Raw genomic sequence first — 19,717 nt, 5'->3', positions numbered from 1 at the left:
CGTGCTACTGCCCGCCGCAGGTGCGGCCGTCGATCCGGCCGAACGTCCTGCCCACGACGCGCGTGCGGCCCGGTCCGGCACGGCGAACAACCGCCGCCGACCGTGTGGCCCGCGCCATACCGAACGCGCCCTGCGGACATGACGGGGCGCACCACGAGAGGGCACCCCTAACACCACATGAGCGAACAGAATCTCCGCACGGACGGCCAGGAACTGGCCCTGACAGAACTCCACACCGACGGCCAGGAACTGGCCCCGACGGCTCCGGTCCGCCCGGAGGCACCCACCTTCGCCGAACTGGGCGCGCGCCAGGAGACCGTCGAGGCGCTCGCCGCCGCCGGCATCACCCGCGCCTTCGCCATCCAGGAGTACGCGCTCCCGATCGCGCTGCGCGGCACCGACCTGATCGGGCAGGCCCCGACCGGCACCGGCAAGACCCTCGGCTTCGGCGTCCCGCTGCTCGAGCGGGTCTTCGCGCCGGACGAGGGCGGCGACGGCGTGCCGCAGGCGCTGGTCGTCGTACCCACCCGTGAGCTGGGCATCCAGGTGGCGAAGGATCTCGCCGCCGCCGGCCGTACCCGGAACGTCCGGGTGCTGCCGATCTACGGTGGCGTCGCGTACGAGCCGCAGATCGAGGCGCTGCGCAAGGGCGTCGAGATCCTCGTCGGCACCCCGGGCCGCCTGCTCGACCTGGCCAAGCAGAAGCACCTCCGGCTCGACCGGGTGCACGCCCTGGTGCTGGACGAGGCCGACCGGATGCTCGACCTGGGTTTCCTCGACGACGTCGAGAAGATCCTGTCGATGCTGCCGGAGGACCGGCAGACCATGCTCTTCTCGGCCACCATGCCGGACCCGATCGTCACCCTCTCCCGGCGCTTCCTGCGTCGGCCGGTGACGATCCACGCCGGGCACACCGCCGAGACGGGCCCGTCGCCGCAGACCCAACAGCTCGCCTACCGCACCCACTCGATGAACAAGATCGAGATCGTGGCGCGGATCCTCCAGGCGGAGGGGCGCGGCCTGACCATGATCTTCACCCGGACCAAGCGGGCCGCCGACCGGGTCGCCGAGGACCTCGACTTCCGGGGCTTCGCGGTGGCCGCCGTGCACGGCGACCTGGGCCAGGGCGCGCGGGAGCGGGCGCTGCGGGCGTTCCGGGCTGGCAAGATCGACACCCTGGTCGCCACCGACGTGGCCGCGCGGGGCATCGACGTCAGCGGCGTCACGCACGTGATCAACTACGACTGCCCGGAGGACCAGGACACCTACACCCACCGGATCGGCCGGACCGGCCGGGCCGGGGCGACCGGAGTCGCGGTGACCTTCGTCGACTGGGACGACATGCCGCGTTGGCGGATCATCGACAAGACCCTCGGGCTGGACCTGCCCGAGCCGCCGGAGACGTACCACACCTCCGCCCACCTCTACACCGACCTGGGCATCTCCACCGAGATCACCGGCACCCTGCCCACCGCCGAGCGGACCCGGGCCGGGCTGTCCGCCGAGGTCGAGGAGGACCTCGGCGGTGGTCGCCGCCGGGGCGAGGGAGGCCGGCGCGGCGAACGCCCGCGTCGCTCCCGCCGACGCGACTCCAGCGCCTCGGACGACGCGCCGTCGACCGAGGTCGCAGCCGATGAGGAGACCCCCCGTACCCCGCGTCGCCGGCGACGTCGCCGGGCCGGGGAGGTGGTCTCCGCCGGTGAGCCGACCGCGATGATCGCCGACGACGCCAGCGGCGGCACGCCCACCACGACCGCCACCGAGGGCGAGGCCAAGCCGCGTCGCCGCCGTCGCCGTCGGTCCGGTGCCGGTACGCCCGCCGAGGCGACCGCCGACTGACGCACCACCCGACACGTCCCCCGTACCGGTCCATCGGTACGGGGGACGTTCGCTTCGCTGCCGGACACCCCGATCGCCGGCCGGCCGCCCGACGAGGATGATGAACCGATGCCCGTACCCCTGGACGACGCCCTCACCGACCTCCGGGCCCTGCTGCTCGACCCCGCCCTGACCAGGGCGGTCGCAGCCGGACGACGCCGTGGGCAGCGCCCCTCGGTGGTACGCGCCGAACTCCGGCCGGTCACTCTCAAGGCCGGTCCCCGACTCCAGATCGCCACCTCCGACGGCAGTCGCCCGCACACCCGCAACGTCACCCCCGGACCCGAGGCGGACGCGGCCGTCGACGCGCTGCTGGCCGAGCCGTTCGGCAACTGGCACGTGGAGACCACCGAGGCGACCGTCCAGCTCCGGGTGACCAAGTCGGGCGAGGCGCAGGTGCACCGGGCCGCCGCCACCCGACCTGCCACCGCATCGGTCAGCCACGACCGGGAGAAGGAGTACCTGCTCGACCCGGGTGATCCGATCTTCGCCGAGATCGGTGGCTCGGCCGCCAAGCGCCGCCAGGTGGACGCCTTCCTCCGCGCGCTCGCCGCCGTCCTCCCCGACGAACTGACCGGGCCGCTGCGCGTGGTCGACCTGGGCTGCGGCAACGCGTACCTGACCTTCGCCGCGCACCGCTACCTGACCCAACGTGGCATCGACGTGGACCTCGTCGGCGTGGACGTCCGGGAGGACCAGCGGCAGCGCAACACCGCGCTCGCCGAGCGGCTCGGCTGGGCCGACCGGGTCCGGTTCGTCGCCGGCACCATCCTCGACGCCGAGGTCGACCCGGCCCCCGACCTGGTGCTGGCGCTGCACGCCTGCGACACGGCGACCGACGAGGCGCTGGCCCGGGCGGTCCGGTGGGGTGCCCGGTGGGTGCTGGCCGCCCCGTGCTGCCACCACGACATCGCCGCGCAGTTGCGCGCCCGACCCGCCCCGGCCCCGTACGAGTTGCTTACCCGGCAGGGCATCCTGCGGGAACGCTTCGCCGACGTGCTCACCGACGCGCTCCGGGCCGGGCTGCTGCGGTCGCATGGCTACCGGGCCGAGGTGGTGGAGTTCGTCGACTCCCGCCACACCCCCCGGAACCTGCTGATCCGCGCTCGCCGTACCTCGACGGCGGCCACCGACGAGCAGCGCGCCGACTACCGTGCCCTGGTCGACCAGTGGCAGGTCACGCCCCGCCTGGAGACCCTCCTCGACGGCCACGGCACGGCGTAACCCGGCCGCGCCAGTTGTGACGGCTGTCGAGGGGCACTCGCCGGGGTGGCTCGTCGGCGGGGTGACCAGCCGGGCAATCGGGCGCTCCCCCGCCCCGCCGCTGGTATTACCCTCGAAGGCGCACCGTCCGGTGCAACCGGCCGGAAAGGGACATCCGAGCATGGGCTCCGCAGAGGTTTCGCCACAGATGGCCTTCGCGCGCTTCGTCCGCCGGGCCATCGACGATGCCCGCGAGCAGCACGGCTGGACCGTCACCGACCTGGCCGCCCACACCGGGGTGGGCCGTTCCACGGTCTTCCGCTGGCTGGCCGGCGACTGGCAGGACTATCCCGAGCTGGCCAAGGTGCGTGGTTTCTGCGCCGCCCTGGACGTGCCGGTCGCGGCGGCGTTCCGGGCGCTCGGCGTGCCCGACGCTGCCCCGACGGCGAGTCGGCGGGTCGACGACGCCCCGGTCGAGGCGGACGTCCGGATCATCCTCGACCGGCTGGCCGACCCGACCGTGGCGGCCGAGGAGAAGCACCAGATCCGGGACATGCTGCGGTATCTCGCCCAACGCCCCGCCCGCCGGGCCGGCTGACGCTCCGGCCGGTGCCTCAGGGCATCGTCACGGTGTACTCGGCGGTGTGCACCTCACCGGCCACCTGGAAGTCGAGGTAGAACCGGTAGCGGCCGGGGCCGGGCACCGTCAGCCGGAACATCACCGCGTTCCCGGCCAGTTCCGTCTCCGGGTGCACGTGCAGGTAGCCGAGGTCGCCCTCGCGGAGCACCACCAGGTGCCCGTACGCGCCGAGGTAACGCTCCAGCGTGGGCGTACTGTCACCGACCCGCACCCGGAACGCCAACGGCGCGTTCACGCCGATGCGGGGGTCGCCCTGGAAGTCGACGGTGAACCGGTCGACCGTCGCGGTCCGGGCCGCCGGGGGCAGTTCCCGGGGGGTGTACGCGCCGGGGGCCACCAGGTCCACCCCGAGGGTCACCGCGGTCTGGCTGCCGTCGGCGGTCAGCGCGGTGAAGTCGGCGTACGCCCGCCAGATCCCCGGCTCCGGCAGGGTCAGCGGCACCGACCAGGTGCCGTCGGCGGCCATCGTCGGATGCAGGTGCTGGTAGCCGGTGAGGTCCCGGCGGACCACGATCAGGTGCAACGGCTTGTCGTGCACGATCGCGAATCGGGTCACCGGCCGCTGTCCCAGGTCCCGGATCTGGAAGCGGAACTCGTCGGCCCGGCCGGCGGTGAACGTCCCGCCCAGCGGGGCGAGGGTGTACCCCGCCGAGGTGACGGCCAGGCCGCCGACCTCCGTCGTCGCGGAGTCGGGGTGCTCGTGCGCGAGGGTGCCCGGCGGGTGGCTGTGGTCGGTGTCGACAGCCGTGGAAAGCCCGGCTGCCGTCGACGGATGGGGGTTGAGCCGGCCGATGCCGAAGCCGGCGATCAGCGAGATGACCAGCCCGGCCACCACCAGCGCCAGCCGGAGCGTGCTGACGGGGAACTGGTCGTTCATGCGGTTTACGGTACCGTCGGAAGGACCGGTCACCGGGCGGCCACCGCGGCGGCGTGGTAACGGTCGCATTCCGCCTAGTCCGGGAACTTTCCCGCCCCGGCCGTTGCCGTAGGCGCCGCCCTGCCACAGCCGTGGGTGCCGCCCTGCCACAGCCCTGGGTGCCGCCCGGTCACAGCCCTGGGTGCCCGCCCGGGTCAGCCGGCGACGGCCAGGGCCAACGGCAGGACGTCCGGCGCGCCGTGGCGGCGCAACAGCCGTGCCACCAGGGCCACCGTCCAGCCGGAGTCGACCAGGTCGTCCACCAGCAGCACCGGACCGGCCAGTCCGGCGAGCGCGGCGGCCAGGTCGTCCGGCACGGCGAAGGCGTCGTGCAGCGCGCGTACCCGCTGGGCGCTGTTGCCGCGCGGACCGTCCGGACCGGCGACGCCGGTCGGCGTGACCTGCCCGAGCAGGGGCAGTCGGCCGATCGCGGCGATCCGCTCGGCGAGCGAGCCGACCAGCCGGGGGCGACGCCGGGAACCGACCGCGACCACGCCGACCGGACGGCAGGGCCAGGGGTCGGCGCCGTGCGCCCACGCCTTGAGCACCTCGACCACGGCCGCCGCGACGTCGTCCGGCACCGGAACGTCGGCGGCGTCCGGGCCCACCAGGGTCCGCAGCCGCCCGCCCCACCCGAGGTCGGACAGGCGTCCGACCGCGCGCCCCGGCAGCGCCTGCTCCGCCGGGGGAATGCGCCCCTTCAGCGGTACGCCCACCGCGTCCAGCCCGGTCGGCCAGAGCTTCTTCGGCGGGATCTCCACGCCGGGGCGACCGAGGAACGCCTGCGCGCCGGCGAGCGCCGGCCCGGACACCGTGGCGTCGAAGAGCGGGCCAGCGCATCGGTCGCACCGGCCGCAGTCGGTGGCCGTACCGTCGTCCAGGCACTCGCGCAGGTACCGCATCCGGCAGCCGGGCGTGGTCGCGTACTCGCGCATGGCCTGCTGCTCGGCGGTGCGGGCCTGGGCGACGCGGCGCAACCGGGGCTCGTCGTAGACCCAGGGTTCGCCGGTGGCGAGCCAGCCACCGCGCACCCGGCGGACCGCGCCGTCGACGTCGAGCACCTTGAGCATCAGCTCCAGCCGGGCCCGGCGCAGGTCGACGAGGGGTTCGAGGGCCTGGGTGGAGAGCGGCCGGTCGGTACGCAGCGCGGCCAGCACCGAGCGGACCTGCTCCTCCGGCGGGAAGGCGAGCGAGGCGAAGTACCGCCAGATCGCCGCGTCCTCGGCACCCGGCAACAGCAGCACCTCGGCGTGCTCGACCGCCCGGCCGGCGCGGCCCACCTGCTGGTAGTAGGCGATCGGCGAGGGTGGCGCGCCAAGGTGTACGACGAAGCCGAGGTCGGGCTTGTCGAAGCCCATGCCGAGCGCGGAGGTGGCGACCAGGGCCTTGATCTTGTTGTCGAGGAGGTCCTGTTCGGCGGCGCGCCGGTCGGCGTCGTCGACCTGGCCGGTGTAGGCCGCGACCGGGTAGCCGCGCGAGCGGAGGAACTCGGCGGTCTCCCCCGCCGCCGCCACGGTCAACGTGTAGACGATGCCCGAACCGGGGAGGCGGTCCAGGTGGTCGGCGAGCCAGCCGAGCCGGTGCGCCGGGCTGGGCAGGTCGAGTACGGCCAGCCGCAGCGACTCCCGGTCCAGGCCGCCCCGCAGCACCAGCACGTCACCCCGGTCCCCGCCGGGCTGCTGTTCGTCGGCGGCCGGGCTGGTGTCGAGTTGCTCGGCCACGTCGGCGGTGACCCTGGCGTTTGCGGTGGCCGTGGTGGCGAGCACCGGGGTCCGCGCCGGCAGGTTCGCCAGGAACGTCCGTAGCCGGCGGTAGTCGGGACGGAAGTCGTGCCCCCAGTCGGAGACGCAGTGCGCCTCGTCCACCACGAGCAGACCGGTGGTGGCGGCCAGCTTCGGCAGGACCGTGTCCCGGAAGTCCGGGTTGTTGAGGCGTTCCGGGCTGATCAGCAGTACGTCGACGGTGCCGGCGTGGATCTCGGCGGTGATCTCGTCCCACTCGTCGAGGTTCGCCGAGTTGATGGTGCGGGCCCGGATGCCGGCCCGCCCAGCCGCCTCCACCTGGTTGCGCATCAGCGCCAGCAGCGGCGAGACGATCACCGTGGGGCCGGTCTCGGTGCCGTCACCGGCCAGGCCGGTGTCGGCGTCCCGCCCGCGTAGCAGGGCGGTGGCGACGAAGTAGACGGCCGACTTGCCCCAGCCGGTGCGCTGGACGCAGAGCACCCGCCGCCGGTCCACGACGAGCGCCTCGATCGCCCGCCACTGGTCCTCGCGCAACCGGGCGTGCTCACCGGCCAGCCGCCGCAGCACCGCCTCGGCCCGCTCCCGCACCTCCCGCACCCGCCCTTTCTACCAGGTACGAGGAGTAACCCCGGAGTCGCTGTCGCCGGGCAGGGGTCCCACTCGCGGACGGAGGAGGCTAATGCCGGGCCGACAGGTCGGCCGGCGGGAGGAAGACCAGGACGTCCCGGAGCGAGTCGGTCAGCGCCGGTGGGAGCAGGCAGCGCCCGGCCAACTCCTCCATCGAGGAGAACGGCCCACGCAACCACCGGTCCGTGCTGATCTGCTGGGCCTGTGCCGCCGTCACGCCGGGCAGGCCGGCGATCACCCGGTCGGCCACCGCGTTGATGTCGACCAGACCACCGTCGTCGTGGTCCCGGGCCAGGTCCGGCCGCCCGATACGCAGCTCGTGCCGCGCCGCCGGGTAGTGGTAGAGCAGGTACCGTGCCTGTTCGCGCCGGATTCTGCGCTCGTCGTCGGCGGCCTTCCGGCTGGCCGACGTTCCGGTGAGCGCCGCCCACACGCCCCGGCTGAGCAGCACCACGTGTACCGCTCCGAGCAGGCCGCAGACCGCGACCGCCCCGATGAAGAACAACGCCTCGGCGTCCGACACCGGGCCGTCGGGATTCTGCTCCATCAGGTAGATCACCACGACGCTGAACGCCAGGTAGCCGAGGGCGGCCACGCCGAGCCGCCAGCTCCGACGCCAGATCGCGTACGCGAGGATCACCAGCCAGGTCAGGCAACCGAACGACAGCGCGGCCAGTGCCGTGCCGGCGACCGTGGCGGTGATGCTCACCCAGCGGGACAGGGGCGGGCGCGACCTGCGGGGGTTGGCCCTGGACGGCGACAGCGGCGGGATCGGCGGCAGGGTGGGCCGGTCGCCGTACCCCGGGACCGCTGGCCTGTCCGTCCCGAAGCCCGGGGCGGACGGCGCTGGCATCCCCGTGGGGTACCCGGGTGCGAACGGCGGCGTGGCGGCCGGAACCGACGCGACGGTGACGGCGGGCGAGGCCGGCACCGGACGAGCCGCCGGAAGCGGCTCGGCCGGGGCCGGACGGACCGACGACGAGGGTGGCTCGCCCGGGGCAGCCGGAGTCGGGGCTGGGGCGGGAGTCGGGGCCGGAGCGGCAGCCGGGGCCGGAACGGTAGCCGGGGCCGGAGCGGCGGCCGGAGCTGCTGGAGGCGTCGAGGGTGACGGGGCCAGCGTGGGGTCGGAGCGCAGAATGCGGCCGTGCAGCTCCTGGAGCGCGCCTCCCGGCTCGATGCCGTGTTCCTCGCGGAGCAGGTCGCCGATCTCGCGGTATGCGGCCAGTGCCTCCGCCTGCCGTCCGCTCCGGTAGAGGGCGAGCATGAGCTGATGCCGCAGCCGTTCGCGGACCGGGAACTCGACGACCAGTTCGACCAGCTCACCGACGATCTCCCGGTGCCGACCCGCATTCAGCTCCAGCCCGATCCGGTCCTCCAGGGCGGCGGCGCGCAACTCCACCAGCCGTTGGCGGGCGGCCTCGAACGACGGTCCGGCGAAGCCGCTCAACGGCTCCCCCCGCCAGAGATCCAGCGCCGCCTTCAGCTCCGCGAGGGCAGTGGACGGCCGCCCCTCCGCCACGGAACGTCGCGCCCGCCGCACGCCGCGCTCGAAGCGGACGAAGTCGACGGCGTCCGGGTCGACGCGGAGCAGGTACCCGGCGTCGGTCAGGGTGAGCACCTGACCCGGGCTACGCGGGGACCGTTCGGGCTCCAGCACGCGACGCAGTCCGGCCACGTACTTCTGCACCACGTTGGTGCCATTCGCGGGTGGCTCCTCGGGCCAGACGGCGTCGACGATCTGCCCGGTCGGCACCGCCCGGTTGGCGGCGAGCAGCAGTACGGCCAGAACCGCCCGTTGTTTACCGGGGCCAAGGTCGATCTCGCTGTCGGCGTACCAGGCCCGCTGAGGCCCGAGGATCTCGAAACGCAGCATTCCTGACATGCGAGTTTCCGCTCCTGACACCCCCCGCGGCACCGGACGGCAGTGCCCGGCAGTCGGACGGCAGCATAACCGCAACGATCCGGCCGTCGCGGCCCACAGCATCGTCATCGGCAACCGCCACGAACGCGAGAAAGAGAAACCGATGACACGCAACACCGGCAGCGCAGGTACGACCCGACGGCTGGCCGGCACGGCCGCCGCCCTGCTGGCCACGGCTTCCCTGGTCGCCGGGTGCGGGCCGGAGATCGGGCCGGCCGCGGCGCCGTCGTCCCCGGCCCCCACCCCGAAGGAGGCCCTGCTCGCCTCCGTGCCGGACGGAACCGAGGGGACGTTCCGCTTGACGGGCAGGGACTCGACCAGCAACGTGTCCGGGCTGGTCGACCCGACCGCGAAGGGCATCCAGCTGGACACCTCGATGAAGGATCCGGAGCTGGGCTTCACCATGACGATGTCCTTCCTCGTGCTGGACGAGGAGCTCTGGATGAAGGTGGCCTTCAGCGGCACGAAGGGACTGACCGGGCTGCCGAAGCTCCCGAAGCGGTGGATGAAACTGGACCCGGCCAAACTCGATGACCCGGCGAGCGTGCCGCAGTACGACGGCGCGGACGTGGGCAACGCCGGTCCGCTGATCCAGGCGGCCACCGACGTGCGCGAGGAGGGCACCGGCCGGTACGCGGGCACGGTCGACCTGACCGCCGGTGAGGCGGCGAAGGTGCTGGAGGCAGAGGAGATGGCCGGCCTCGGGGACGCGGCCAAGCAGATCCCGTTCACCGCGGTGGTCGACGCGGACGGCAACCTGACCTCGCTCAGCCTGGCGATGCCGAAGAGCGGGTCAGGCAAGCCCTGGACGTACGAGATCGGCTACACCGACTACGGCGCGGCTCCGGCGATCGCCGAGCCGAGCGGGAGCGCCGCCCAGGACGCCCCGTCCGTGGCGTACGAGTTGCTGAACGGCTGACACGAGTTGCTGAACGGCTGACACGGCAAGGGGGCGGCGGCCACACGGGGGGCCGCCGCCCCCTTGCTCGTCCTCGCGGGAGAGGGTCAGCTTCGGCGGCGGGTGAGGGTGGCGCGGAGGGGGGCCAGGCGGGTGGCCAGGGTGGCGAGGCCACCGGGGAAGAAGTAGACCGCCAGGATGAAGACCGTGCCGAGCACGAACAACGGCTGGGAGAGCGGGCCGCTGAGCCAGCCGGGCAGCGAGTTCACCGCCTCGGACGCGCCGAAGGCGGTCAGCCGGTGGTCCAGGTACATGTAGAGGATGCCGCCGAGCACCGGCCCCCAGCGGGTGCCCGGTCCGCCGAGCACCACCATCACCAGCAGGGAGAGCGTCAGCTCGCTGGAGGTGATGTGCGGCGAGGCACCGCCGACGATCAGGCAGTAGACCACCCCACCGGCCGTCGCCAGCCCGCCGGCCAGGGTGAACGCGACCAGCTTGAACCGGTACGGGTCCAGCCCGAGCACGCCGATCCGGCGCTCGTCGTCGCGCAGGCCGGCGAGCACCCGCCCGGTCGGTGAGGCGGAGACCCGGTGCACCACGGCGACGACCACCGCCAGGTACGCCAGCGCCAGCCAGTACAGGTTGACCGTGTTCGTCACGCCGACCAGCGCCGCCGGCAGCCCGGAGACGTCCAGCGGCAGCCCCTCCTCGCCCCCGGTCAGCCCGCCGAAGTCGCGGGCCACCAGGATCGCCCCGACCTGGGCGAAGGCGAGGGTGACCATGGCGAAGGCGATCCCCACGGTCCGCAGCGCGACCGCGCCGAGCAGCGCGGCGAGGGTCGTCCCGCCGGTCACCGCGAGCACCGCCGCCAGCCAGAGCGGCAGCCCGGCCCGGGTGACCAGGATGTCGGTGCCGTACACCCCGGCGGCGAAGTAGAGCGCGTGCCCGAAGGAGAGCATGCCGGTCCGCCCGAACAGCAGGTCGTAGCCGGCGGCCAGCCCACCGAAGATCAGGCAGATGGCGAGCAGTTGCAGGGTGCCGGGCGAGTTCAGCGGCCCCTCGAAGATCCCCGGCAGGTGCACCGTTGAGTACGGCACGATCAGCGCCACCGCCAGCGCCACCAGCGGCAGGAACGGCCGCAGCCGCTGCCACGCCGTGGGGCGGGGCTCCGCCGGGACGGGCGTCGGTGTCTTGAGCGCGGTGCCGCTGGTGTCGTCGACCACGGAGTTCGTCATGCGGTGGCCACCTTTCCGGCGATGCCCTGCGGGCGGAGCAGCAGCACCACGGCCAGCAGCGCGACGACGCAGACGTCACCGAGGCCGGAGGTGCCGTAGTAGTTGACGAACTGTTGCAGCAGCCCGACTGCGACGGCCGCGTACGCGGAGCCGACCACCGAGCCCATCCCGCCGATCACCACCACGATGAAGCCGAAGATCAGCAACGAGCCACCCTGCCCCGGCGAGACCGAGCCGAAGTAGATGCCGCCGAGCGCCCCGGCCAGCGCGGCGGCGGCCCCGCCGATCGCGAAGACCAGGGTGAACGCCTTCCGCACGTCGATGCCGAGCGCGGTGACCATCTCCCGGTTCTCCACCCCGGCCCGGATCACCAGGCCGTACCGGGTGAAGCGGAGGAAGGCCAGCAGCCCGGCGAGCACCAGCGCCGCCGCGACGATCAGCAGCAGCCCGGCGTTGGGCACCTTCGCCCCGAACACCGAGGTCACCTGGCGGGTCCACTCCGGCCGGGGGAACGGACGCGGATCGGCGCCCCACACCGCCTGGAGCAGCGCCACCCCGGCCAGCGACAGGCCGACGGTGACCAGCACCTGCGCGATGGTGCGGGAGTAGAGCGGCCGGATCAGCACCAGCTCCACCAGCACCGCGACCAGCACGCCGGCCAGCACGCCGAAGCCGGCGGCCACCACGAACCCGAAGCCGTCGGGGCCGGCGCCGGGCAGGTTCCCCGCCGCCCACCAGGTCGCGTACGCCCCGACGCCGAGGAAGAGCCCGTGCGCGAAGTTGAGCACGTCGGCCAGGCCGAAGACGAGGGAGAGCCCGGAGGCGACCAGGAAGTAGAGGGCGGACAGCCCCAGCCCGGTCAGGGTCAGCAGCACGATCGTGCTCATCAGGCGTTTTCCTTCCTGACGCCCACGGCTTCGCCGCCCGCGCCCGGGGTGTGCGACGTCTCGGCCGAGCCGACGCCGAGCAGGGACTTCGTCAGCTCCGCCTCGGCGAGCAGGTCCTGGGCACTGCCGCTCCAGGCGACCCGCCCGGCGTCGATCACCACCGCGTCGGTGGCGAGCCGGCGTACCACGGCGAGGTTCTGCTCGACGAGCAGAACCGGCACCGTCTCGGCGACCCGTTCCAGTACCTCGGCCACCTCGGTCACCACCTTCGGGGCGAGCCCCTTGGTCGGCTCGTCAACCAGGAGCAGCCGGTTGTCGTTGAGCAGCACCCGGCCGATGGCGAGCATCTGCTGCTGGCCACCGGAGAGCGAGCCGGCCCGCTGGCGTCCGCGCCGGTCCAGCTCCGGGAAGAGGGAGTAGACCCGGTCGTACGCCGGGGTGGTGCCGCGCCGTTCGGCGAGCCGCAGGTTCTCGGCGACGGTGAGGCCGGCGAAGACGCACCGGTCCTCGGGCACGTAGCCGAGCCCCTCGCGGACCAGCCGGTGGGTGGGGCGGTCGAGCAGGCTCCGCTCCCCCATCCGGACGCGGCCGGTCACCTCCCCGTTGGCCGGGGTGAGCCCGACGACCGCGCGGATCGTGGTGGTCTTGCCGACGCCGTTGCGGCCGAGCAGCACGGTCACCCCGGTCGGGGCGACGGTGAAGGACACCCCTTGGAGGATGTGCAACCCGGCGATCCGCACCGACAGGTCCTCGACAGTCAGGATCGCGGTCATAGGGACTCCCCCAGGTAGGCCTCCTGGACGGTGGCGTTGGCCATCACCGTCTCCGGGGTGTCGCAGGCCAGCAGCGCGCCGTGGTGCATCACGGCGATCCGGTCGGCCAGCTCCAGGATCACGTCCATGTGGTGCTCGACCATGAGCACCGCCCGGCCGCTCTCCCCGGTCAGCGACTTGATCACGCTGACCAACTCGGGGACGTCCTCGGCGCTGACGCCGGCCATCGGCTCGTCCAGCAGCATCACCCGGGGTTCCCCGGCGAGCAGCAGGGCGATCTCCAGCTTGCGCTTCTCGCCGTGGGCGAGTGTGCCGGCGAGCGCCGTACCCCGGTGGGTGAGGCCGACCCGGTCGAGCGCCGCGTCGGCGGCGGCGACCACCTCCCGGTCGGTCACCGCCCGCCGCCACAGCTTCATCGAACCCCCGCGGTGCGCCTGGACGGCGAGCCGCACGTTCTCCTGCACGCTCAGCGAGCCGAAGACCGAGGACGCCTGGAAGGTGCGTCCCAGCCCGAGCCGGGCCCGCCGGTGCGGCGGGAGGGCGCTGATGTCCTTCCCGTCCAGCAGGACCGCCCCGGCGGTGGGACGGCGCAGGCCGGTGATCAGGTTGAACAGTGAGGTCTTGCCGGCGCCGTTCGGCCCGATCACGCCGAGGAACTCCCCGGGTGCGAGTTCGAGGTGCACGTCGTCGACGATGGCGACCTCACCGATCCGCCAGGTCAGACCGCGGGTGGCGAGCATCGTCGGATCAGCCCTTCATCGCCACGACGGGCGGCGCGGTCTCGTCGGCGGTGAGGCTCTTCTGCGCGGCCGCGGTGAAGGTGGTGCCGCTGCCGGACAGCTTGGCCTGGTACATCGGCTGGAGCAGGGCGTGGTCCTCCTTGCGGATGGTCATCTTGCCCTTGACCCCGTCGAAGCTCCAGCCCTCAAGGCCGGTGATCATCTTCTCCACGTCGTCGCCACCTTCGGCGACCGCGCGGACCACCATCTGGGCGGCGGCGAAGCCGTCCGGGTGGAACAGGTCGAGCGCCCCGCCCGTGACCTTGGCCTTGAGCGCCTTGGCCGCCTCGGTGTCGCTGGCCCCGTCGAAGTAGTGCGACAGGAATGAGACCTTGGTGCCGGCCGCGCCGAAGGTCGCCCAGGAGGCGCGGATGTCGAGACCGGTGACGACCGTGGTGGAGGTCAGCACGCCCTGCTGGTCGAGGGTCTGCCACATCGCCGGGGCGGTGGTGCCGGCCCAGGCGACGAAGAGCAGGTCCGGCTTGGCGGCGGTGATCTGGCTGGCGAACGGGGTGAAGTCGGTCGCGCTGGCCGGGGCCCGGACGCTGCTCACGGTCGCGCCGGCGCCACCGATCACGGCCTTGACGGCGGCCTCGTTGGCGTCACCGAACGCGCCGTCCTGGGCGAAGACCACGACCTTCTTGCCGGTCGGGTCGCCGATGAACGACTTCGCGGTCACCACGTCCTGGTACGACTGCCGGCCGGACCGGAAGGTGTACCGGTTCGCGCCGGTCACCGCGTCGGTGGCGGCGGGCCCGGAGATGAAGAGAACCTTGTTCTGCGCGGCGATCGGGGCGACCTGCAACGCCACCCCGGAGGCGGTCGACCCGGCGAGGATCTTGTGCCCCTTGCCGATCAGGTCCTTGGCCGCCGACACCGCCTTGGCCGGGTCACCGGCGTCGTCGACCTCGGTGATCTCGATGGTCCGGCCGTCGACCTTGCCGGTGCCGTCGGTGGCGAAGTCCAGGCCGGCCTTGAATCCCTCGATGTACTGCTTGCCGTAGGTGGCCAGGGCTCCCGACTGGGAGTACACCAGACCAACCTTCACCGGGGCGGCGTCGTCACCGCCGCCGGAAGCGGTGTCCTGCGGGCTGCCACAGGCGGTCGCGGCGACCGCCGCGGCCATCATGGTGGCGGCGGCGAGGACCGCGCGCCGGGTCGTCCGGACCGTCATTGCGACTCCACGTGAGGACGAAGGAAGAGAAATCCGTTGTCGGCTCACGCTAGGAGTGACGTCACCCACGGGCTATGTGGCTGCAACACACAAGTAACGTCGATCAGGTGGCCGGTCATGACAATTGGTCACTCCAGTGTTTCCAATCGATAGCCAGTGACGCCACGGGGACCCTGGTCATCGTGTCGATGCCCGCCACCTACCGGTGTCGCTCGGCACCACAATCGCCGTCGTGGCGGGCCGGCCGTGGGCAGCGCCGACCCCGCGCGTACGACCGGTCGCAGAAGACCCGGTGCCGTACGCCCTGCGCGTCCTCGGCGGAGACCGTCGTCTCACCCCGGTCGATGTCCGAGAGGAAGCCCACCGCCCGGGTGATCGACCGGGCGAAGCGCAGCGCGGCGGCCAGGTCGGTGGCGACCACCGGCAGGTGCACCACGAAGCGCTCCCGTTCCCACGCCGCCAGCGCACCCCCACCCCGGCCGACCGGCGCGTCGGCGTGCTGGTCAGCCGGTTCCTCTCCGGCGCGGCTCACCGGTGCACCCTCGGCGCGAATCGAGACTGCCAACTCCGTAGCGCCCGCTTGATCCGGACGTTCTCCTCGGTCGTGTAGGTCAGTTCGCGCCGGGCGGTGGCCAACTCACCGGCGACCCGGTGCAGGAAGGCGTACACCTCCAGCGGGTCGAGGCCGCCTCGGCCCACGCTGCGGAACTGCCGTTCGCGGACCTGCCCGGCGGTCAGTGACCGGCAGGCGGCCGACCGGTACCACCCCTCGTTCGGCGCCCGCCGCCGCTCATGCGACGCCTGCCCACCCCACGCCCGATCGCGCCGCGACTGCGCGGGCCACGTCCGTTCGCGCTGGACCTGTTCGTGCCGCACCTGTTCACGCTGGACCCACTGGACCTGTTCGTGCTGCACCTGCTGGATCTGTTCGTGCTGTGCCTGTTCACGCTGTGCGTGCCGTGGCTGATCGCGCCGCGGCCGCTTCCTCGGTCGGAGCAGCCTCGCCAGAAATCCCATCCGGACACCTCCCGTACCCGTCGTCGGTGGAAGGCGGCCCGGTCCGCAGAAGGGGGATGCGGACCGGGCCGCCGGCCCCGCGACCGCATCCCTCCTCGGCGGTACGACCCCGGAGCCCACTCAGCTGTCCACTCCGAGGCTTTGCCGAACCAACCGGAGCCAGACACCCAGCAACTTACGCCACTTACTCGCCTGAGTCTAGCCCAGCGTGCCGATGGGGTTACTTATTGCAGCTACTGGAGTAGGTCAGGCATGATCGGGGATGCCGAACCAACCGGAGTCCTCACCATGCCCACAGCACAGCCATCGTTCCGCCTGATCGTGGACGAGATCGTCGAGAAGATCCGGACTGGCGACCTCAAGCCCGGCGACAAGCTGCCCTCAACCAGCCAACTCGCTTCGGCTTACGGCGTCAGCAACAACACCGTCTACCGCGCCCTGGCGATCCTGCACGACCGCAACCTGATCATCGGTCAACAAGGGCGAGGCACGTACGTCGCCGAGCGCCCGGCGCAGTAACCAGGCGGGCCACCCGCAATCTTGGACACTTACCGTTCTCCGAGAACGGTAAGTGTCCAAGATTCACCTCACGCGAGGGGTAGCTATGGCCGGAACGGCGACGAACTGCGCCCGAGCGCGGCCATAAGCCGGAGCAGCGGCCAGCACCGATGGCTTTGTGGCATTTGCCCCAAGGCGTCTAGTGGGCTGTTTCCCGGACGACTCTGCTTCCTGGACAACTCTGCCTGCGCCGCCAGTTGGTCAACCGCCTGGGCGGGCGAACCGCCGGGCCGGTCGACCAGCGACACAAACACGCGGGCGGACGCAAGCCCAGACGCGAGCACGCGCCGACGCAGGGTGGCGGCGGTTGACGGCGGCACTGTGCTCAGCGTGGCCAACCCAGACGCGAGCGCGCGCCGACGCAGGGTGGTGGGGGTCGGTGACGTACGGACGCGGGCCGGCCGTCGATCCACCGCCGCCCCGCGGTGCGTGACCCGGTCGCCGATGGCCGGCGTCGGGCGTTCGCTCATGGAACCCTCTTCCGGCCCCGGTGCCTTTGGGCGTGTGGAGCGGCCACACGGGGTGGCGCGTCCGCACGAGGAGGACGTCGATGACGGAGCGGATCAGGGCACTGCTGGATTCGGCGGTCGCCGACACCCACCCGACCAGCGTCGACCCGGTACCGGAGGTGCTGAGACGCGGTGCCGCCGCGCGCCGCCGCCAGGTCACCACCGGACTGGCCGGCGTCCTGACGGTCGCGCTGCTCATCGGCGGCGGTCTGGCCGCCACCGGCTGGTCGACCGATGACGCGTCCGGGATCGCCCCGGCCGCCAGCCCGAGCGGCCGCCGTGCCCCTGACCCACTGCCGGACGCCACCAGCGGCAAAGGCACGCCTCGTCCGTTCCTGGTCGAGATCGGAGACGACGAGCAGGTACGGGTCAACGGGCTGGTCGTGCCGGTGCCGCCCGACTGGCGGGTCAACCGGGACGTCAGCCGGCCGCTGACCTACTGCGAGGTGCCCGCCCGGTCGATCGTGGTCGACGTCAACATCAGCCCTGGTGGCGACTGCGACGCGCAGCCGATGGTCATGGTCCGTCACTGGCAACCCTGGTACAGCCGGCCGAACCTACCGCCCCAGACCTTCAGCTCGGGTCTGACCGAGGTGGTCCTGCCCGGCGGGCAGCCCGCCTGGTTCGACGACAACGAGGTCGACAACCTCGCGGCGGCCGAGCGAGGCCGCTGGGCTGCCTTCAACGTGGAGATGCCCTGGTCGGGCGCGGGGCTCACGGTCGAGATGACACCGACGGAGTTGGACCCGTTCGTGGCGTCGATCCACAGCGCGACGGAGAAGCCCGGCCGCCTGGTGCTGCCGGAGGCCGCACCGACCGCCCAGCTCGGCCAACGGGGGCACGACCGGATCGACTCCAGCGACGCGGCCGCCGTCGCAAAGGTGCTGAGCCGGCTGCGTGAGCTGGACCGGCCGGTCGACGAGGACGAGCTGACCTGCTCCCCGGCGAAGCCGCTGACCCCGGCCTGGAAGCCGGCCGCCCGGGACATGGCCGCGCTCACGCTGACGTACCCCTCCGGGTCACCGCAGGCGGTGGTGGCGATCAGCGGCACCGACGACTGCGCTTTCGCCACCTCCTCGATGGGTGGCCGGGTCTGGCTGCCCGAAGGCTTCCTCGCCGAGATCCGCGCCCTGCTCGCTCCGGGAGGGCGCTGATGCCCCCCGCCACCACCGCCGGGCCGCCGGGGTTCGCCGAGTTCGTCAACGCCCGGTACGTCCCGCTGGTGCGGCACGGCACGCTGCTCACCGGCGACCACGGGCACGGCGAGGACCTGGCACAGGAGGCGCTGGTCAAGACGTACCGGGCCTGGCACCGGCTCCACCCGGACGGCGACGCCGAGGCGTACACCCGGCGGGTGATGGTGCGGGCGGCCTGGCGGGCCGGACGGCGGCTGTGGCGGCGGGAGATCCCCACCGGGGAGCTGCCGGATCGGCTGACCGAAGACCCGTACGAGCCGCGGGACACCGCCCGCCTGGTGCTCGCCGCGCTCCGTGCGCTCCCCGCCCGGCAGCGCGTGGTGCTGGTCCTGCGGTACTGGGCGGAGATGCGCGAACAGGAGATCGCCGAGCTGTTGGGCTGCTCGACGGGAACGGTGAAGAGCCGGGCCAGCCGGGCGATCGCCAGCCTGCGACGGCTCGACGGGCCCCTGGCCGAGCTGTTCGAACCCGCCCGGGTGGACTGACGGGTCAGCCGGTCCGGCGCTCCTGTCAACGGGGGCTGGCCCGCCACCCGGGCGGTCGGGTGGCGGGCCAGCAGGAGGAAAGTCGGATCGGACGGGCCAGCAGGAGGAAAGACGGATCGGACGGGTCAGGACAGGCCGGCGCGGGCGGCGACGGCGGTGTCCGGGTGGTCGGAGAAGATGCCGTCCAGGCCGAGCTGGAAGAACAGCTCGTACTCGGCGATGATGTCGCCCCGGGCGTTCGGGTCGGTGCCGATCCGGTGGTCGACGGCGAGGAACTGGTTCTCCGCGCGGAACGTCCAGGCGTAAACTTCCAGCTTCTCCCGGTGCCCGTCCTGGACGATGGTGGTCGGCGCGAGCAGCTTGCCGGTCGCGTCCCGGGGCACGATCAGGTTCTTCTGCGCGCTGACGATGTCGGCGTACCCGGCGATCCAGCGCAGGCCCGCCGGCTTGGCCAGGTCGGCGTAGGTGCGCGGGTCCCCGGCGACCCGGAAGTCGTACGGGCGGCCGGAGGCGTCGAGGAGCTGGGCCAGCTTGACGTCGATGACCTTGTCCAGCTCACGCAGGTTCGCCGTCTCGAAGGACTGGATGACCACCGGCGAGCTGGGCTTGGTCAGCTTGTTGGCCTGGAGCACCTCGACCAGCGGCTCCTCCAGCGGCAGACCGATGGAGGCGAAGTAGGTGGGGTGCTTGGTCTCCGGGGCGACGCCGATCACCCGGCCCCGCTTCTTGCCCTCCTCACGGGCCAGGTCGATGACCTCCTGGAGGGTGGGCACCTCGAACTGGCCGTCGTACGCGGTGTTGGAGACCCGGACCTGCGGCAGCCGCTCCTTGGCCCGCAGCGTCTTCAGCTCGGCGAGGGTGAAGTCCTCGGTGAACCAGCCGGTCACCGCGACGCCTTCGATGGTCTTGGTGGTCTTCCGGGCGGCGAACTCGGGGTGCCCCGACACGTCGGTCGTCCCGGAGATCTCGTTCTCGTGCCGGGCGACGAGCACGCCGTCCTTGGTCGGGACGAGGTCCGGCTCGATGTAGTCCGCGCCCATCCGGATCGCCAGGCGGTACGCCTCCAGGGTGTGCTCGGGCCGGTAGCCGCTGGCGCCGCGGTGGGCGACCACCACCGGCCGATCGGTGGCCCGCGACCGGTCCGGGCGGGCCTGCGCCTCTTCGGCGCCGACGGCCGTGACGGTGGGCACGGCCACCGCGACCGTGAGCAGCGCGCCGGCCACACCGAGAGCGGAAAGGGTACGTCGCAACGCCGTCTCCTGTCATCGAGAGGAATCGC

At 72.7% G+C, this 19,717-nt stretch carries 18 protein-coding genes; 7 read left to right on the top strand and 11 right to left on the bottom strand.

The window, feature by feature from the left end:
- Positions 1-177 precede the first annotated feature (177 nt).
- The 3 genes from GA0074692_RS28840 to GA0074692_RS28830 all read left to right on the top strand — a co-directional run bounded on the left by GA0074692_RS28840 (position 178) and on the right by GA0074692_RS28830 (position 3,679).
- Positions 178-1,839 (top strand): DEAD/DEAH box helicase, encoded by a 1,662-nt coding sequence (locus GA0074692_RS28840; RefSeq protein WP_091650046.1) that lies wholly within the window; start codon positions 178-180, stop codon positions 1,837-1,839.
- A 108-nt stretch (positions 1,840-1,947) separates the two neighbouring features.
- Positions 1,948-3,102, top strand: coding sequence for a class I SAM-dependent methyltransferase (locus tag GA0074692_RS28835; protein WP_091650043.1), 1,155 nt, complete (start codon positions 1,948-1,950; stop codon positions 3,100-3,102).
- 160 nt (positions 3,103-3,262) lie between these two features.
- Entirely contained in the window at positions 3,263-3,679 is a 417-nt protein-coding gene (locus tag GA0074692_RS28830; RefSeq protein WP_091650039.1) for a helix-turn-helix domain-containing protein, read from the top strand.
- Positions 3,680-3,695: 16 nt separating this feature from the next.
- On the opposite strand, the gene GA0074692_RS28825 is transcribed toward GA0074692_RS28830, so the two are convergent.
- From GA0074692_RS28825 to GA0074692_RS28815, 3 genes are all read right to left on the bottom strand, one after another.
- On the bottom strand, positions 3,696-4,598 hold the full coding sequence (locus GA0074692_RS28825) for a hypothetical protein (RefSeq protein WP_091650036.1): 903 nt from the start codon (positions 4,596-4,598) through the stop codon (positions 3,696-3,698).
- Between the two features lie 194 nt (positions 4,599-4,792).
- Positions 4,793-6,976, bottom strand: coding sequence for a RecQ family ATP-dependent DNA helicase (locus tag GA0074692_RS28820; protein WP_091650031.1), 2,184 nt, complete (start codon positions 6,974-6,976; stop codon positions 4,793-4,795).
- A 79-nt stretch (positions 6,977-7,055) separates the two neighbouring features.
- The gene (locus GA0074692_RS28815) at positions 7,056-8,879 is read right to left on the bottom strand and encodes an AfsR/SARP family transcriptional regulator (protein ID WP_245730502.1); all 1,824 of its coding nucleotides are present in this window, start codon (positions 8,877-8,879) and stop codon (positions 7,056-7,058) included.
- 151 nt (positions 8,880-9,030) lie between these two features.
- Between GA0074692_RS28815 and GA0074692_RS28810 the strand changes: the two genes are divergently transcribed.
- Complete coding sequence (locus tag GA0074692_RS28810; RefSeq protein ID WP_141725434.1) at positions 9,031-9,846, top strand: hypothetical protein; 816 nt, start codon at positions 9,031-9,033, stop codon at positions 9,844-9,846.
- 86 nt (positions 9,847-9,932) lie between these two features.
- Here GA0074692_RS28810 and GA0074692_RS28805 read toward each other — a convergent pair whose 3' ends face one another.
- From GA0074692_RS28805 to GA0074692_RS28775, 7 genes are all read right to left on the bottom strand, one after another.
- A complete protein-coding gene (locus GA0074692_RS28805; protein ID WP_342672857.1) occupies positions 9,933-11,060 on the bottom strand; it encodes a branched-chain amino acid ABC transporter permease in 1,128 nt (375 codons plus the stop codon).
- Positions 11,057-11,947: a branched-chain amino acid ABC transporter permease gene (locus GA0074692_RS28800; protein WP_091650020.1), complete on the bottom strand. Its 891-nt coding sequence runs from the start codon at positions 11,945-11,947 to the stop codon at positions 11,057-11,059. Before GA0074692_RS28800 ends, GA0074692_RS28805 begins: the two co-directional genes overlap by 4 nt.
- Positions 11,947-12,720 carry an ABC transporter ATP-binding protein gene (locus GA0074692_RS28795; RefSeq protein ID WP_091650017.1) on the bottom strand — a complete coding sequence of 258 codons (774 nt, stop codon included), beginning with the start codon at positions 12,718-12,720 and terminating at the stop codon, positions 11,947-11,949. Before GA0074692_RS28795 ends, GA0074692_RS28800 begins: the two co-directional genes overlap by 1 nt.
- Positions 12,717-13,460: an ABC transporter ATP-binding protein gene (locus GA0074692_RS28790; RefSeq protein WP_091650014.1), complete on the bottom strand. Its 744-nt coding sequence runs from the start codon at positions 13,458-13,460 to the stop codon at positions 12,717-12,719. Before GA0074692_RS28790 ends, GA0074692_RS28795 begins: the two co-directional genes overlap by 4 nt.
- A 7-nt stretch (positions 13,461-13,467) precedes the next feature.
- Entirely contained in the window at positions 13,468-14,673 is a 1,206-nt protein-coding gene (locus GA0074692_RS28785) for a substrate-binding domain-containing protein (protein WP_091650011.1), read from the bottom strand.
- Positions 14,674-14,872: 199 nt separating this feature from the next.
- Positions 14,873-15,136 (bottom strand): hypothetical protein, encoded by a 264-nt coding sequence (locus GA0074692_RS28780; protein ID WP_091654246.1) that lies wholly within the window; start codon positions 15,134-15,136, stop codon positions 14,873-14,875.
- A 65-nt stretch (positions 15,137-15,201) separates the two neighbouring features.
- Positions 15,202-15,549 (bottom strand): DivIVA domain-containing protein, encoded by a 348-nt coding sequence (locus tag GA0074692_RS28775; protein ID WP_245730501.1) that lies wholly within the window; start codon positions 15,547-15,549, stop codon positions 15,202-15,204.
- Between GA0074692_RS28775 and GA0074692_RS36770 the strand changes: the two genes are divergently transcribed.
- The 3 genes from GA0074692_RS36770 to GA0074692_RS28760 all read left to right on the top strand — a co-directional run bounded on the left by GA0074692_RS36770 (position 15,541) and on the right by GA0074692_RS28760 (position 18,438).
- Entirely contained in the window at positions 15,541-16,209 is a 669-nt protein-coding gene (locus GA0074692_RS36770) for a GntR family transcriptional regulator (protein ID WP_342672856.1), read from the top strand. The two genes, GA0074692_RS28775 and GA0074692_RS36770, sit on opposite strands and share 9 nt — an antisense overlap.
- Before the next feature lie 589 nt (positions 16,210-16,798).
- Positions 16,799-17,911: a hypothetical protein gene (locus GA0074692_RS28765; RefSeq protein ID WP_091650005.1), complete on the top strand. Its 1,113-nt coding sequence runs from the start codon at positions 16,799-16,801 to the stop codon at positions 17,909-17,911.
- On the top strand, positions 17,911-18,438 hold the full coding sequence (locus GA0074692_RS28760) for a SigE family RNA polymerase sigma factor (RefSeq protein ID WP_091650002.1): 528 nt from the start codon (positions 17,911-17,913) through the stop codon (positions 18,436-18,438). Before GA0074692_RS28765 ends, GA0074692_RS28760 begins: the two co-directional genes overlap by 1 nt.
- Positions 18,439-18,563: 125 nt before the next feature.
- Here GA0074692_RS28760 and GA0074692_RS28755 read toward each other — a convergent pair whose 3' ends face one another.
- A complete protein-coding gene (locus GA0074692_RS28755; RefSeq protein ID WP_091649999.1) occupies positions 18,564-19,688 on the bottom strand; it encodes a glycerophosphodiester phosphodiesterase in 1,125 nt (374 codons plus the stop codon).
- Positions 19,689-19,717: the final 29 nt, after the last annotated feature.

Source organism: Micromonospora pallida (genome assembly GCF_900090325.1).
Classification (GTDB): Bacteria; Actinomycetota; Actinomycetes; order Mycobacteriales; family Micromonosporaceae; genus Micromonospora; species Micromonospora pallida.
The sequence above is the reverse complement of the archived record's forward strand: the minus strand, read 5'-3'. Positions and strand labels throughout refer to the sequence as shown.